This is a genomic window from Pseudanabaena sp. PCC 7367, assembly GCF_000317065.1.
GTDB classification, from domain to species: Bacteria; Cyanobacteriota; Cyanobacteriia; order Pseudanabaenales; family Pseudanabaenaceae; genus Thalassoporum; species Thalassoporum mexicanum.
The window spans coordinates 2,789,454-2,802,619 of sequence record NC_019701.1 but is presented as its reverse complement, the minus strand read 5'-3'; the positions used below and the strand labels follow the sequence as shown (position 1 = coordinate 2,802,619).

The following is a 13,166-nucleotide window of genomic DNA, read 5'->3' as shown; positions in this document are numbered from 1 at the left end:
AGTGGTTAGGTCAAAAAGTTGGCATTGCATGATGCAAAGTTAGAAATATTAGCATTTTAGATATCAAAAATATCAAAGGTATGTTCGGGGTATGTGCGGGATCAGTTTGCCCGATCGCTGGTGCTTATTCGATCGGCGTGGCAACGATCATAATTTGCATGGTTGTGTCCGGTTGTGTCCGGTTGTGTTCTAGTTGCAAAGAAGGGATTTTGAATCGGCGCTATGATCGATTAAATGCCTATTTAGTAATATGGGCAAAGTATGGATAACTTAACTACCTGAGAAATACTACAAATGAGAATTCTACATACCATGATTCGAGTTGGCGATCTCGATCGCTCAATCAGCTTTTATTGCGAAGTTTTGGGGATGCAATTATTACGGCGCAAGGACTACCCTGGCGGTAAGTTTACGCTAGCTTTTGTAGGGTTTGGCGATGAGGCCACCCACCCGGCAATCGAGCTAACCTATAACTGGGACACAGACAAATATGATCTGGGTAATGGTTATGGGCATATTGCCCTGGGGATTGAGGATATTTACAAAGCTTGTGCGGAGATTAAGGCAAGGGGTGGCAAAGTAACCCGTGAGCCAGGGCCGATGAAGCATGGCACCACTGAGATCGCGTTTGTGGAAGACCCAGACGGCTATAAGATCGAGCTAATTCAAACCAAGCCCCAAAATAGTGAATCTGCGACCAGCGATCGGGAGCCGGCAATTAGCTCAACGTAATAAATTAAGCAATAACTCGATGGGGATTATATGCGAGTTTGGCGATCGCCTGTACCTACTGCTCAGCGAGATATTGAGCAAAATCGATATGTCGATCAACAATTGCAGAGGAGCGATCGTCAGCTTAAATTGCGGCTAGTTTTTTAGCTAGATCTATTAAGCAAAGCTAAAATCCCTTGACAGAATCTTGAAAAACCTTACCCTGTCATTATTGGGTAGGGTTTTACTTTGACTGGCCGTAAAGATGATCTTATATAAACCTGTTTACCCAAGTCTGCTTAACTACTTCTAATCATGGCTAAGAAACCCCAGAGCCTAATTAGAGCTTAATCATGCGTATGTGCCTGATATGTCTGATATGTCTAATGTGCATCGGGGATGCTTTGGCTTAAACAGCATTGATTGTAATTAACTGGAGCGATCAATCTAGGGCGAATGGTGGACAGTTGGCTCTAGGCTCAAAAAAACTCAAAAAGGCAAGACGATCGCAATCGCCCCATACCGCATACCTCAAGCAGACAAATAATTTGGACTGTAGCCATAGAGCTAGTATTATATTTGGCTGAACCATAATTACCCCAGAGGCGGATTATCCATTCATGTCTTCCTATACCGTTGCAATTCCTGCCACCACCGGCAATCTGGGCCCTGGCTTTGACTGCCTGGGAGCAGCCCTGAGTCTATACAACGTATTTGAATTTGCGATCGCCCCAGAGCTGAAGCTAACGGCCTCTGGCCCCTATGCAGATAAGGTGGCGAAGAATAAAAATAATTTAATCTACCAGAGCTTTGAGCGCGTCTTTGAGCAAATCCAGCAACCAAAACCAATTATTTCGCTGCATATGGATGTGCAGGTGCCATTGGCGCGGGGGTTGGGTAGTTCGGCCACGGCGATCGTCGGCGGCATGATTGGTGCTAATTTGCTGGCTGGATCACCTTTGTCTGACCAAGAAGTTTTGCAATTGGCGATCGAGATGGAAGGACATCCCGATAATGTGGCTCCGGCGATGTTGGGTGGTTGTCAATTGGTGGCTTCTGGTAGCGATGGTGGTTGGGAGATGTGTGCGATCGATTGGCATCAAGATCTGGCCGTGGCGGTGGCGATCCCAGATATGGAATTATCCACCGTGAAGGCAAGACAGGTTTTGCCGAAGGAGGTACCGATGAAAGATGCGGTGTTTAATGCCTCCCATCTGGCACTCCTGACCCAGGCATTGGTAAATGCTAATCCAAGTTGGTTAAGCTCGGCCTTGCAGGATAAACTACATCAGCCCTACCGCCAGAATTTGATCCCCCACATGGAGACAGTACAAAAAGCCGCGATCGCCGCCGGAGCCTATGGTGTAGTGATCTCTGGCGCGGGGCCAACTCTGCTAGCACTGGGCAATCCGGCTAAAATAGAATTAATCATGTCGGCTATGTGTGATACCTGGCAGGGTTCAGGGGTCAATGCGATCGGTAAGTGTTTGGCGATCGCCAATGATGGTGCAAAGGTCAAGTCTAGCTAAAGCTTAGTGATTGTTAGATTGTTAATACCTGTAGTCTATGCACTTAATCCAATATGGCAGACTAGGAATAATCAGCAAGCGCTAAATCTGGTTTAAATTTATTTTGAATGTAGTAAGATTTGCTTTTTGGGTTTACCTGACCGTTTAAGATGAGCTAGCAATTTTGAGAGGGCGATCGCCTGAGTCTAGGCTATGATTAATCCCAATTGCTTGATTCCCTAATATCTTGGCTCTCTAATATAAAGCTGTGGCGCTTGCCTTATGCCTTAATAGTTGATCGCTGAGATGAGCGCTAAGATCAAGTAATTATCAAGTAATTAAGATCAAGCACAGAGTAATATCGCTACTAACTAGATTGGCTTTGATTACTTTCTAAGGCTGATTATGCGAGATTACGCGAGAGATTAGATTTCAATTTCTAAGGAAGATTGTAATTTCCCCTATGACCAAGTTTCAATTTTTACTGGTGGCCTCGTTACTAACTTCGCTGGTGTGTTTGCTGATGGGTAGCCGCGATGTTAATCCCTTTGGTTCGGTGTTGCCGATCGCTTCGATTATGGCGATCGCCTATTTCACTAATCGCTATTTGTCGGAGGCATTGTGGAATAAGTTTGCGATCTGGGCAAATCACCTTGCTGAGCGACGCATTTTTAAGGTGAGAAAGAAGCGGATCAAACAGTTGCCACCAGCAAGGGCGCGGCGATTGCGTTAATTAGAGTTAATTAGGACGATCGAAGATTGCATGAAAATTACTGCCCCTCTGCGCGTTGGCATTGTTGGTTCTGGGTTTGTGGCCAGGCTGCGTGCTGATGTTCTGGCCACGGACGATCGGGTTAAATTAGTCGCCCTGGCTGGCAATTATGAAAACGCCAAAGAAGCGATCGCTAAGCACAATATGGCGCACCATAACCATTGGTCGGAATTGGTGATGCGCCCAGATGTTGATCTGGTGATTGTGGCTACGGTTAACCGCGATCATGCCGCTGTTACTTCCCAGGCATTGCGATCGGGTAAGCATGTGGTGGTGGAATATCCCCTGGCGCTGGATTTTCAGGAGGCGCAGGAATTGATGGAGCTAGCTCAAAACCAAAATTTACTGCTCCATGTTGAGCATTTAGAGTTATTGGGCGGCTTGCATCTAGCGGTTTCCGCCAATATCGATCGGATTGGCAAACCTTTTTATGTGCGCTATGTGACCCAAACCCCTGCCCACCCTGCACCCAAAAAATGGACTTACTCGCCGGAATTGTTTGGCTTCCCGTTGATCGCTTCAGTTTCCCGGATCAATCGCCTGGTGGTGCTGTTTGGCCAGGTGGCAAAAGTATCCTGCCAGATCAATTATTGGGGCGAGGATTTACCCAAGTACCACAGTTCTTGCGTTTGTAATGCCCAGTTGCAATTTACCAACGGTGTGATCGCTGATGTGGGCTATAGCAAGGGTGAGAGTTTTTGGAAGCCAGAGCGGTTCTTAGAAATCCAGGGCAGCGAGGGGGCAATCCTGTTCGATCGAGAATTTGGCAAGGTAGTCACGGCGGCGGGTGAGGAAGAAATGGAGATTGAAAAATCCCGTGGCTTGTTCAAGCGCGATACTGAAAATGTGATCGCCCATCTATTCGATCGTGAGCCTCTCTACAGTCAACCAGAAAATTCGATGCATTCACTGGCGGTGGCCTGTGCTGCACAAAAATCAGCGAAAACTGGCACGGTAGTTTCGTTGTAGTTTTTATCCTAGACCGTAGAAATTTCTTTTTCTTTCGCGGCCAGCACATCATCGATCTTTTTGGTGTATTTGCTGGTCAGCTTATCCACGTCCTCTTGTAAGCCACGGGATTCATCCTCAGAGATCTCTTTGGCCTTTTCTTGCTTGCGCACCGAATCGATCGCATCGCGGCGCACATTCCGGATCGCCACCTTGCCCTCTTCAGCCAGCTTAGCCACCATTTTGATCAATTCCTCGCGGCGCTCAGTTGTAAGCTGAGGAATATTCAGGCGAATTACTTGGCCATCATTATTCGGCATCAAACCCAGGTCAGACTCAGCGATCGCCCGTTCGATCTGTCCCATACTGCCTTTGTCATAGGGCTGGATTGTAATCGTGGATGAATCCGGTGTGCTGATATTCGCCAGCGACTTCAGCGGCGTGGGCATCCCATAATATTCCACATTAATCCGGTCTAAGAGCGATGTACTAGCCCGACCAGTCCGCACCGTATTAAAATTGCTCTGGGTGGCGTCGATCGCCTTTTGCATCTTGTCTTCAACTTCAGTTAACTTCACAAGTTCCTCCTACATACGTCCCAATCGATTCTCCCATCACCGCACGGCGAATGTTGCCAGGCACACTAAGATCAAATACTACAATAGGGATGTCATTTTCTTTGCACAAAGTAAAGGCAGTAATGTCCATTACCCGCAAATTCTTCGCCAGCACATGGTCATAGTTGAGGGTATTAAAGCGTTTGGCATTGGGATTTTTTTCCGGATCAGCATCATAGATACCATCCACCCGCGTCGCTTTGAAAATCACCTCAGCATTGATCTCAGCAGCTCGCAGTGCCGCAGTGGTATCGGTGGTAAAGAAAGGATTGCCCGAACCAGCGCCAAAAATCACCGCCAGCCCTTTTTCCAGGTGGTGAATTGCGCGCCTGCGGATATATGGCTCAGCCACCTCTTGCATGGCGATCGCGGTCATTACCCTGGTGTGGATTGGTGGATCGAGATGTTCGAGCGCATCTTGCAGGGTCATTGAATTCATGACTGTGGCCAACATGCCAATGTAGTCAGCCGTGGCGCGATCCATACCTGCGGCTGATCCCTGGATGCCGCGAAAAATGTTGCCACCACCCACCACGATCGCCATTTGCACACCATCACACACAATCTCTGCCACTTCCTGGGCAATAGTTTGCACCACGGCGGGATCAATGCCAAAGCTGCGATCGCCCATTAGCGCCTCGCCACTTAGCTTTAATAAAACTCGCCTATACTTAGTATTCATACATTACTGAATCCCTTGTTCTTTTGAAGCAAAGCTCATCTAAACATTATCGTAGACGCACAAAAGTCACAGACAAGTTCCTACGTCAAATGTTGTGGATGCAATGAATCGCCAATTGCCCTAATTAAATTGCATCAGCCTGTTGCATCAAATAATTAAATTGCATCAAAGGCAAGCTCATCAGTTTTACCTGATTTAAAGGTTGCCAGTCTTATTCGGTCTTATTCGGTCTCATTCGTCGGATGCAGCTCAGCCCCAGTCAGATCGGTGCCGTTGAGATTAGCCCCATTTAGATTGGCTCTGAGCAAATTAGCACCGTTAAGGTTTGCTTTATATAAGTTCGACCGACTTAGGTTCGCCCCATCTAAAATAGCACTATTAAGGGACGCTTCCGTCAAAAATGCGCCATTAAGATCGGCACTGGCTAGGGCGGCTCCATCCAAATTGGCATTACTCAGATTGGCTCCGTTTAGTAATGCACCGCTGAGATCGGCATTACTCAGATCTGCACCATAGAGATTGGCATTAGAAAGATCGGCCAAGTTGAGGTTAGAGCCATTGAGCTTGGCATCGCAGAGGGTCGCGCCAGCTAAATTAGCACCGGCTAGATTGGCCGCAGATAGATCGCTGCCATCCAGGTTTGTGCGCTTCAAGAAAGCTTCTTGTAAGTTAGCATTGCGGAGATTAGCGCCAGTTAATGATACGCCGCTGAGATTAGCACGACTGAGATTAACCTCAACTAAGCTGGCTTGATTTAAATTCGCACCAGTGAGATCGGCATTTTGGAGGTTGGCGCGATCGAGTACGGCGGCAAATAGATCGGCTTTAATTAAATTGGCGGCTTCGATGTTGGCCTGAGCTAGGTTGGCCTGACACAGGCTGGTGCGATAGAGAACCGCTGTGTTGAGTTGGGCATCGGTTAAAATTGCCTGATTCAAGTTGGTGCAGGAAAAAGTGGCCTCAACTAAATTAGCCCCACTTAGATCGATCGCAATCAGGCTGGCTCCGCCCAGGTTTGTCCTGGCCAAGTCGGCTTGCTGGAAGTCCCTGATCCCTTGTTTATATTGTTCAATCAGTTCCCCAGCTTTCATTGACCTCAACACCATTAAAATACTTAGTCCAGTTTGATAATTACTACTAATTACTTATTTCTTACTCTTTGTCACAGAGATTGCAACGGAGCCGTTTTTGTTCAATATTTTGCTTACTTGATCTAATCAATTCAATAGTTGCCCGACCTGCCATCCCGCTATCTTCAGCCCATTGGTTTAAAGCGATCGCGCAATCATCACTTTCTATGGCAATCACCAGAAATCCCAAACTTCCTCAAATATATGCAAGCCTAAGCCGATGATTTATCAGTGGGTAGGATCGCTCCAGTCAAGTTTGCTTCGTCCAGGTTGGCCCACAACAAAAAAGTGCCCTTGAGGTTAGCCCATAGCAAAAATGCGCCTTTGAGGTTAGCACCAGTCAAACTCGCACCACTCAGGTTAGCGCGATTTAAATTTGCCTCGCCCAGATTCGCGCCATTCAAATTGGCCTGCTCCAGGTTAGCACCGGTGAGGTTGGCATTGGCAAGATTAGCACCGTTGAGATTGGTACGCACCAGGATCGCGCCTTTCATTTCAGTGCTGCTCAGGTCTGCGCCACTGAGGCTGGTACCCATCAGGTTGGTGTTGCTCAAGTCCGCGCCACTGAGGTTGGCATTGGTCAGATTTGCGCCATTGAGATTCGCCCCATTGAGATTGGCTCCCATTAAAAATGCCCCAGTTAAATTGGCCCAACTCAGGTCTGCCCCAGCCAGATTAACCTCATTTAAATTGGCCCAGCTCAGGTCTGCGCCGACTAAATTAGCTTCCTTCATGGTTGTCCCTATCAAATTTGCCCACCCTAAATTTGCCCGACTCAAAAAAGCACCATCCAAACTGGCATTAACCAGATCAGCGGCATTGAGATTGGTTTGATCGAGGTTAGCGCCGGTTAGATCAACCTGATGTAGCTCGGCTCCGGTCATGGTGGCATGGCTCAGGTCAGCTCCGGTTAAATCCGCCGATCGCAAATTTGCACCACTTAAATTGGCCTTGGCCAACGAAGCTCCCCGCAAGCTGGTTAAACTCAGATCGGCTCCGAGTAAATTTGCCTCAATGAAAAAGGCACTATTCATGCAGGCATCGGATAGGTTTGCTCCGGCCAGATCAGCTCCGGCCAGGTCAGCCAAACTTAAATCCGCCGATCGCAAGTTGGCTCCAGTTAAGCTAGCTTCGTGGAAATTTGCCCCAGCTAAGATCGCCTCATTCAAGCTAGCCCGCTGCAGATTGGCTCTGATCAAAAAGGCTGCCGCCAAATTAGCCTCATCTAAAATTGCCCCTGCCAGGTTGGCCCGATTCAAATCAGCGCCATTTAAATATGCGCCAGTTAAATTAACTTGACTCAGATCCGCATCGGATAAGCTGGCTCCAGTTAAATTGGCTTTGACTAAATCCACCCCCTTCAAATCGGCTCTGGTCAAGCTGGCATTGGTAAGATTTGCTTTTTTTAATTCTGCGCAGTCCACGATTGCCTCGTTTTTTATCACTAAACTATTGCTATGCAATTGACTGTCTAACCCGATTTAATCCTTCTAAACGTGATCCGCCATAGGTAAGGCCGATTATAAATACGCCGATTATAAATACACTGATCAGCGCTACTCCCATATAACTGACTGGTTTTATTTAATCCAAAAGCTGAAACCACTATCAAAGGCGATCATTGAGCCCACTGGGAGCTAGGCCAAGCTTGGCATGAAGTTGACTTGGGATAATTTAATCTGACTTAAATTAGCTTCAGCAAGCTAAAAGTTGCCCTATGACTAATATTGCTATTGCTGCAATTCCTGCGATCGACATTCATAGAAACCCATATAAGCCATGCACACCGATTCTGACGTTTGGAATTACCACCAGCTTGGTTGCGTCTCAGAGCAGTGGTAATTGGAAAAATCTAGTTATTAAGTCTATGAGCAAGGGCTGAAAGCAAAAGCCAACCCTGCATAACTAACAATTAGTAACTAATCTAGTTGGGCGATCGATCTTGCAATATAACTAGAATACATGAGACTGCTGGAGGAGCAATAAGTTTGCAATATTTTGCCTAGATCTAAATTAAGTTTTTATTCTTTTCCTACTATCTAGACCCGCCAAATATCTTAAGAAATAAGCAATTTGTAGCGATCGCAACCCTTGAGCAAGGTTACTTAGGCAATCTGATTTAAGCAGATTGGCAGGTTGTGAAACAGCGGCTATATGTGGGACTAAGAGCGATCGGGCATTTCATCTAAAATAAACTGCTAATAATTTTGCTAAGCCTGATTAATTTATTTAAGGATAGCTAAATGATTAAGCAATGATTAAAAAATAAGATATAAGCATCAATATAACTAACCAATAATTAGTAATAAAAGCAGTCTTGCCAGGTTATTTAGATACGCCATTGGGTTGCCTGGATTGTGCTTAATTATGTCTTACTTCAACTTTAATATTGCTGTACTCTGCCTCTTTCTTTATCTGCGATCATTATGTGATGCATTAGTCCATCCCGTTGAAATAGCTGAACCAGCATATTACTTGAATGGCAGCTAATTTCCCTTGGCATCTTGGTTTGCACCTGATTATGCCCTTTCCTGTTTTTTAGCAATAGCCCCAAAACAAAACCACAGCTAAATCCCGATGAATTATAATAGGGAGCCAGATTGGTTGTTCTACTTCACAATTAGACCGTATCTCTAGTTACACCAGATTAAAATTAAATCGCTAAAAATTAGATTAGTAATCTAGCAGCCTAAAAAATCAGCAATAGGGCTGTTACGAAGTTACTAAATATAGCTAGCTAGGATAGAAATTATGACCAAGGCGATTTTTAGGTTGATTATAAATCAAGCCTTGGCAAAGAGAGGGACAGACAAAATTGACGATCGGTAAAGTTTATTTAGTTGGCGCTGGACCAGGCGATCCCGGTTTGCTCACCATCAAGGCAAAAGGCATCCTCGAATTAAGCGATGTGGTGATTTATGATGCTCTGGTTAGCGATGCGATCTTAGTTTCCATTAATCCCCTGGCGGAGAAAATTAATGTTGGTAAGCGGCGGGGTAATCATTCCCTGTTGCAGTCGGAAATAACTGATTTGCTAATCGCTAAAGCAAAAGAACATGCGATCGTAACCAGGCTAAAGGGCGGCGATCCGTTTGTGTTTGGGCGCGGTGGCGAGGAAATGGCAGATCTGGTGGCCGCCGGGGTTTCTGTGGATGTGGTGCCAGGGGTTACGGCTGGGATTGCGGTGCCTGCCTATGCCGGGATTCCGGTTACCCATCGGGATTATGGCTCGTCGGTGGTGTTTGTGACTGGGCACGAGGCGGCGGGGAAATATCGCCCCAAGGTGAATTGGCGATCGCTGGCTCAGGCGGCAGAAACAATGGTTATCTATATGGGAATCTATAACCTGCCGTTTATTGTGGCGGAGTTATTAACGGCTGGACTAGAAGGAGATACGCCGATCGCGCTGATTCGCAATGGTACCCGACCCGACCAGGCCGAATTAATCAGTACCCTGGCTGAGGTGGTGGCTCAAGCGCAGGCGATCGAGTTTGCCCCCCCGGCAATTGCGATCGTGGGGCGGGTGGTTGATTTTAAACACGATTGTATGTGCTAATCAACTTTAGGTTTTGCTAAATTCAACATTTTCGTTGATGATCAAAAATTTGGTCTTGTAAATCTCCATTGGCCAGAAAAGTTATGCGATCGCAATGATCCGGCAACCTGCCGATCAAATTAGCAATCGAATTGACATAAGCTTAAAAAGCGAATTAGCCTAGGCCGAATGAAGTCGAAAAACGCCTTGATTGCAAGTATTGTAGGAACTATAGTTGTAGCAATATGTTGCTTTACACCTATATTAGTTTTATTCATTGGTTTGCTTGGCTGGGGGGCTTTTGCGGGATATCTTGACTACATCTTGCTACCTTTGCTTTTAGGTATGATTTTACTAACAACTTTTTCTTACATTCGATACAGACAACATTGCCGATTTTCGAGATAGCTTTGGGGAGCTTTAATATTATGTCTAACTGTTGCAATGGGGAAGTCGAAAGGCATCAAAATAACTGTCCCGTTGATGGTTCTAAAGGGAGCCCAGTACCTACTATTACCCTGAAGAGTTTATTAAAGCCCCTATCGCTTGAAAACCTTGAAGCTGAGCAGCCATACTTTTTCTGTGCTTCAACCAGTTGTCCAATTGTTTATTTTAATAAAAACGGTTCTCTTTTCAATCTGGAAAATCTAAAAGTGCCTGTCACCCTGAAGAGCGAATCGGCAGAAACACCTGTTTGCTATTGTTTTGGTTGGAGCCGCGATCGCATTAAACAAACTATTCAACAGACTGGAAAGGCAAACACTGTAGAAGAATTGATCTTGGCTCATATTAAGGCCAAACGCTGTGGCTGTGAGGTAAATAATCCTCAGGGGCGATGCTGTCTCAGTGATATTCGTAAAGTTGTAGAACAAGTTTGCCATAAATTAGCGGCTAGAGATTAAGTTGATTATTTTTGTCGAAAAATTATGAGCGCCCCACCCAACCCCCTGCATCGCATTCCGATCGCTGGCGATCTGCTGAAGTTTATTAGTTCGCAGCCAATTCCCGCCGCCGAAGAATCGATCCCATTGCGGGTGATGGTGCAGCTATTGGTATTTATCGGCATTGCCGCCACAGACCTAGCCGCCGGGATTAATAACAGTATTTGGGCGATTCCGCTCAGTGCGATCGGCGCATGGTGGGGTTGGCGGGCGAGGCATCAGCGCAACGTTTTGGTCAAGTTTTTTATTGCGATCGCCATGATCGTGATGCTGGTGGTTTTCCTTGGTGATCTGGTCAACCAGGCCGATGAACCCAGGTTGTTGCTGGCCAGACTCTTGATCCAGCTCCAGGTGCTACATAGCTTTGACCTGCCCCGGCGAAAAGATTTAGGCTATTCGATCGTGATTGGTTTGATTTTACTGGGGGTTGCCGCTACCCTCAGCCAAACTACGATCTTTGGCATCTGGCTGTTGCTGTTTTTGCTGGTGAGTGTGCCAGTGCTGATTTTGGATCATCGATCGCGTATTGGTGTCGCAGCAAGTAGCTTCAATCCCACCAAAATCGGGCTTTCACCCCAAACCACGATCGGCTTGTTGGTAACCAGCTTGGCTTTGGGAATGACCATTTTTGCCCTATTGCCTAGACTGCCAGGATTCCAACTCCGCACTTTCCCCGTTAGTGTGAATATAAATATTGATCGACAATTGCGTCCTGGCCAGATTATCCAACCAGGCAATAATAGTGGCTCGCAAACTGATGGTGATACTGGTGATTTGATCGGCGAAGGTGGTGAAGGTGGCGAGGAAGGCGATCAACCGATCTTACCACCATTGTTCTCGGAAGAGATTGATGAAGCGGGAGCCAATACCGAACCATTAGATATTGAGCCACAATTAGTGATGCGGGTGCGATCCCAAGCAGAACTATTCTGGCGAGTTATTTCCTATGATTACTATACTGGCACTGGTTGGCAAATTTCGCGGAATGAAGAAGAAGATATTCGCACCCTCCGCAGACTGGCCTTCGGTTATCAATTCTTTGTGCCCGTTGTGCAGGGTGTGCCAGTGCGACGAGAAACCACCAAGGATGTAATTCAAACCTATACGATCACTACGGAAGAGTTCCCTAATCTGGTGCCAGCCGCTTCTACCCCCTACCGCCTGTTCTTCCCCAGTGAAGAAATTGACTTGGATGCAGAAGGGAACCTGAGAGCACCGGGATTATTGCCATTAGACTTAACCTATACAGTAATCTCATCTGCGCCAATCCGCGATCGCACTGCCCTAGCTGCTGCTCCGCAAGATTACCCAAATTCAATTCGTAAACATTACCTGCAATTGCCGGAAGATGCGAATGAAGTGGCATTACTTAAGCAGGCGGCCACTGATTTACTCGCCGATGCCACAACCCCTGCTGGTAATCGAATGGAGCTTGATAATCCCTATAATCAAGCATTGTGGTTAACCCAGAGCCTGAAGCAGAAATATCGCTTGCAGAACTTTATCTATTTCCCTGGGATTGGCTCTACGGCAAGTCAATTCCTCAATCAAGGTGGTGGCCAACCCAGTCATTTCCTTTCAACCTTGATTATGCTACTGCGAGCCCAGGGGATTCCAGCCAGATACACAGTGGGATTTGCGCCCGGTGATTTCAATGTCTTTACTGGCTTGTATGAAGTAGAGAATGTGGATGCGATGGCAGTGGTGGAAGTGTACTTCCCCGAATATGGGTGGATTGCCTTCGATCCTGTTCCCGGTAGGCCGTTGTTTCCTCCTTCGGTTGAGGTTTCCCAAACCTTTAGTGTTCTGCGCCAGTTCTGGAATTGGATTGCTGGTTTCTTACCCTCGCCAGTTACCCAGTTCATTTCCGTCGTATTCGCTAACCTGACCCAGTTTATTAGCGCCAAACTAGCTGGATTCGTGAATTGGCTAGGAAGAATGGGCTGGTTTGGTTTTATTCTCAGTGTTGCGATGTTCTTCGGCTTTGGCATTCTGGGTTGGTCAATGTTGCAGCTTTGGCAATGGTGGCGGAGACGATCGCGCTTACAACGTTTAGACCCTGCTCAGCGTATTTACCAGTTGATGCTGCAGTGGCTAGAAGAACAGGGCATACCTAAATCTGCTAGCCAGACTCCAGCTGAATATGCTGCATATGTAAAGCAACGGGTTTCCAATCCTCAGGCGCAGAGAATAGAGACCCTAACCAAAGCCTATCAGGATTGGCATTATGGCGATCGCCCGGCCGAATTAAATCAACTTAAAGCTTTGCTCAGTCAATTGCGTAGCAATAAGGCGCTGGAGCCTAGCTAACCTAAATTAATA

The 13,166-nt window shown here is 46.6% G+C and carries 12 protein-coding genes; 8 read left to right on the top strand and 4 right to left on the bottom strand.

Annotated elements, in window-relative coordinates; genetic code table 11:
* Positions 1–294 precede the first annotated feature (294 nt).
* From gloA to PSE7367_RS11045, 4 genes are all read left to right on the top strand, one after another.
* A complete protein-coding gene (gene gloA, locus PSE7367_RS11060; protein ID WP_015165434.1) occupies positions 295–732 on the top strand; it encodes a lactoylglutathione lyase in 438 nt (145 codons plus the stop codon).
* Positions 733–1,331: 599 nt separating this feature from the next.
* Positions 1,332–2,240, top strand: a complete 909-nt coding sequence (gene thrB, locus PSE7367_RS11055) for a homoserine kinase (protein WP_015165433.1) — start codon at positions 1,332–1,334, stop codon at positions 2,238–2,240.
* 442 nt (positions 2,241–2,682) lie between these two features.
* Positions 2,683–2,952: a hypothetical protein gene (locus PSE7367_RS11050; RefSeq protein ID WP_015165432.1), complete on the top strand. Its 270-nt coding sequence runs from the start codon at positions 2,683–2,685 to the stop codon at positions 2,950–2,952.
* Positions 2,953–2,982: 30 nt separating this feature from the next.
* Complete coding sequence (locus PSE7367_RS11045; protein ID WP_015165431.1) at positions 2,983–3,960, top strand: Gfo/Idh/MocA family protein; 978 nt, start codon at positions 2,983–2,985, stop codon at positions 3,958–3,960.
* An 8-nt stretch (positions 3,961–3,968) separates the two neighbouring features.
* Here PSE7367_RS11045 and frr read toward each other — a convergent pair whose 3' ends face one another.
* The 4 genes from frr to PSE7367_RS11025 all read right to left on the bottom strand — a co-directional run bounded on the left by frr (position 3,969) and on the right by PSE7367_RS11025 (position 7,792).
* Positions 3,969–4,517, bottom strand: coding sequence for a ribosome recycling factor (gene frr / locus PSE7367_RS11040; protein ID WP_015165430.1), 549 nt, complete (start codon positions 4,515–4,517; stop codon positions 3,969–3,971).
* Positions 4,504–5,238 carry a UMP kinase gene (pyrH, locus tag PSE7367_RS11035; RefSeq protein ID WP_015165429.1) on the bottom strand — a complete coding sequence of 245 codons (735 nt, stop codon included), beginning with the start codon at positions 5,236–5,238 and terminating at the stop codon, positions 4,504–4,506. Before pyrH ends, frr begins: the two co-directional genes overlap by 14 nt.
* A 221-nt stretch (positions 5,239–5,459) precedes the next feature.
* Positions 5,460–6,329, bottom strand: coding sequence for a pentapeptide repeat-containing protein (locus tag PSE7367_RS11030; RefSeq protein ID WP_156800384.1), 870 nt, complete (start codon positions 6,327–6,329; stop codon positions 5,460–5,462).
* A gap of 251 nt (positions 6,330–6,580) precedes the next feature.
* On the bottom strand, positions 6,581–7,792 hold the full coding sequence (locus tag PSE7367_RS11025; RefSeq protein ID WP_015165427.1) for a pentapeptide repeat-containing protein: 1,212 nt from the start codon (positions 7,790–7,792) through the stop codon (positions 6,581–6,583).
* A 1,391-nt stretch (positions 7,793–9,183) separates the two neighbouring features.
* Between PSE7367_RS11025 and cobA the strand changes: the two genes are divergently transcribed.
* The 4 genes from cobA (at position 9,184) to PSE7367_RS11010 (ending at position 13,154) form a co-directional block, all read left to right on the top strand.
* A complete protein-coding gene (gene cobA / locus PSE7367_RS11020; protein WP_015165426.1) occupies positions 9,184–9,924 on the top strand; it encodes a uroporphyrinogen-III C-methyltransferase in 741 nt (246 codons plus the stop codon).
* A 168-nt stretch (positions 9,925–10,092) separates the two neighbouring features.
* Positions 10,093–10,311 (top strand): mercury resistance system transport protein MerF, encoded by a 219-nt coding sequence (merF, locus tag PSE7367_RS21190; RefSeq protein WP_015165425.1) that lies wholly within the window; start codon positions 10,093–10,095, stop codon positions 10,309–10,311.
* A 20-nt stretch (positions 10,312–10,331) separates the two neighbouring features.
* On the top strand, positions 10,332–10,805 hold the full coding sequence (locus tag PSE7367_RS11015; RefSeq protein WP_015165424.1) for a putative iron-sulfur cluster-binding metallochaperone: 474 nt from the start codon (positions 10,332–10,334) through the stop codon (positions 10,803–10,805).
* 24 nt (positions 10,806–10,829) lie between these two features.
* Complete coding sequence (locus tag PSE7367_RS11010; protein ID WP_015165423.1) at positions 10,830–13,154, top strand: transglutaminase TgpA family protein; 2,325 nt, start codon at positions 10,830–10,832, stop codon at positions 13,152–13,154.
* The last annotated feature ends 12 nt before the right edge of the window (positions 13,155–13,166 follow it).

What these genes read in the sequence shown, in the direction of transcription:
- gloA (WP_015165434.1), top strand. Translation starts at nt 295, where the DNA reads ATGAGAATTCTACATACCATGATTCGAGTTGGCGATCTCGATCGCTCA.
- PSE7367_RS11030 (WP_156800384.1), bottom strand. Translation starts at nt 6,329, where the DNA reads ATGAAAGCTGGGGAACTGATTGAACAATATAAACAAGGGATCAGGGAC.
- merF (WP_015165425.1), top strand. Translation starts at nt 10,093, where the DNA reads ATGAAGTCGAAAAACGCCTTGATTGCAAGTATTGTAGGAACTATAGTT.
- PSE7367_RS11045 (WP_015165431.1), top strand. Translation starts at nt 2,983, where the DNA reads ATGAAAATTACTGCCCCTCTGCGCGTTGGCATTGTTGGTTCTGGGTTT.
- thrB (WP_015165433.1), top strand. Translation starts at nt 1,332, where the DNA reads ATGTCTTCCTATACCGTTGCAATTCCTGCCACCACCGGCAATCTGGGC.
- PSE7367_RS11050 (WP_015165432.1), top strand. Translation starts at nt 2,683, where the DNA reads ATGACCAAGTTTCAATTTTTACTGGTGGCCTCGTTACTAACTTCGCTG.
- PSE7367_RS11015 (WP_015165424.1), top strand. Translation starts at nt 10,332, where the DNA reads ATGTCTAACTGTTGCAATGGGGAAGTCGAAAGGCATCAAAATAACTGT.
- pyrH (WP_015165429.1), bottom strand. Translation starts at nt 5,238, where the DNA reads ATGAATACTAAGTATAGGCGAGTTTTATTAAAGCTAAGTGGCGAGGCG.
- PSE7367_RS11010 (WP_015165423.1), top strand. Translation starts at nt 10,830, where the DNA reads ATGAGCGCCCCACCCAACCCCCTGCATCGCATTCCGATCGCTGGCGAT.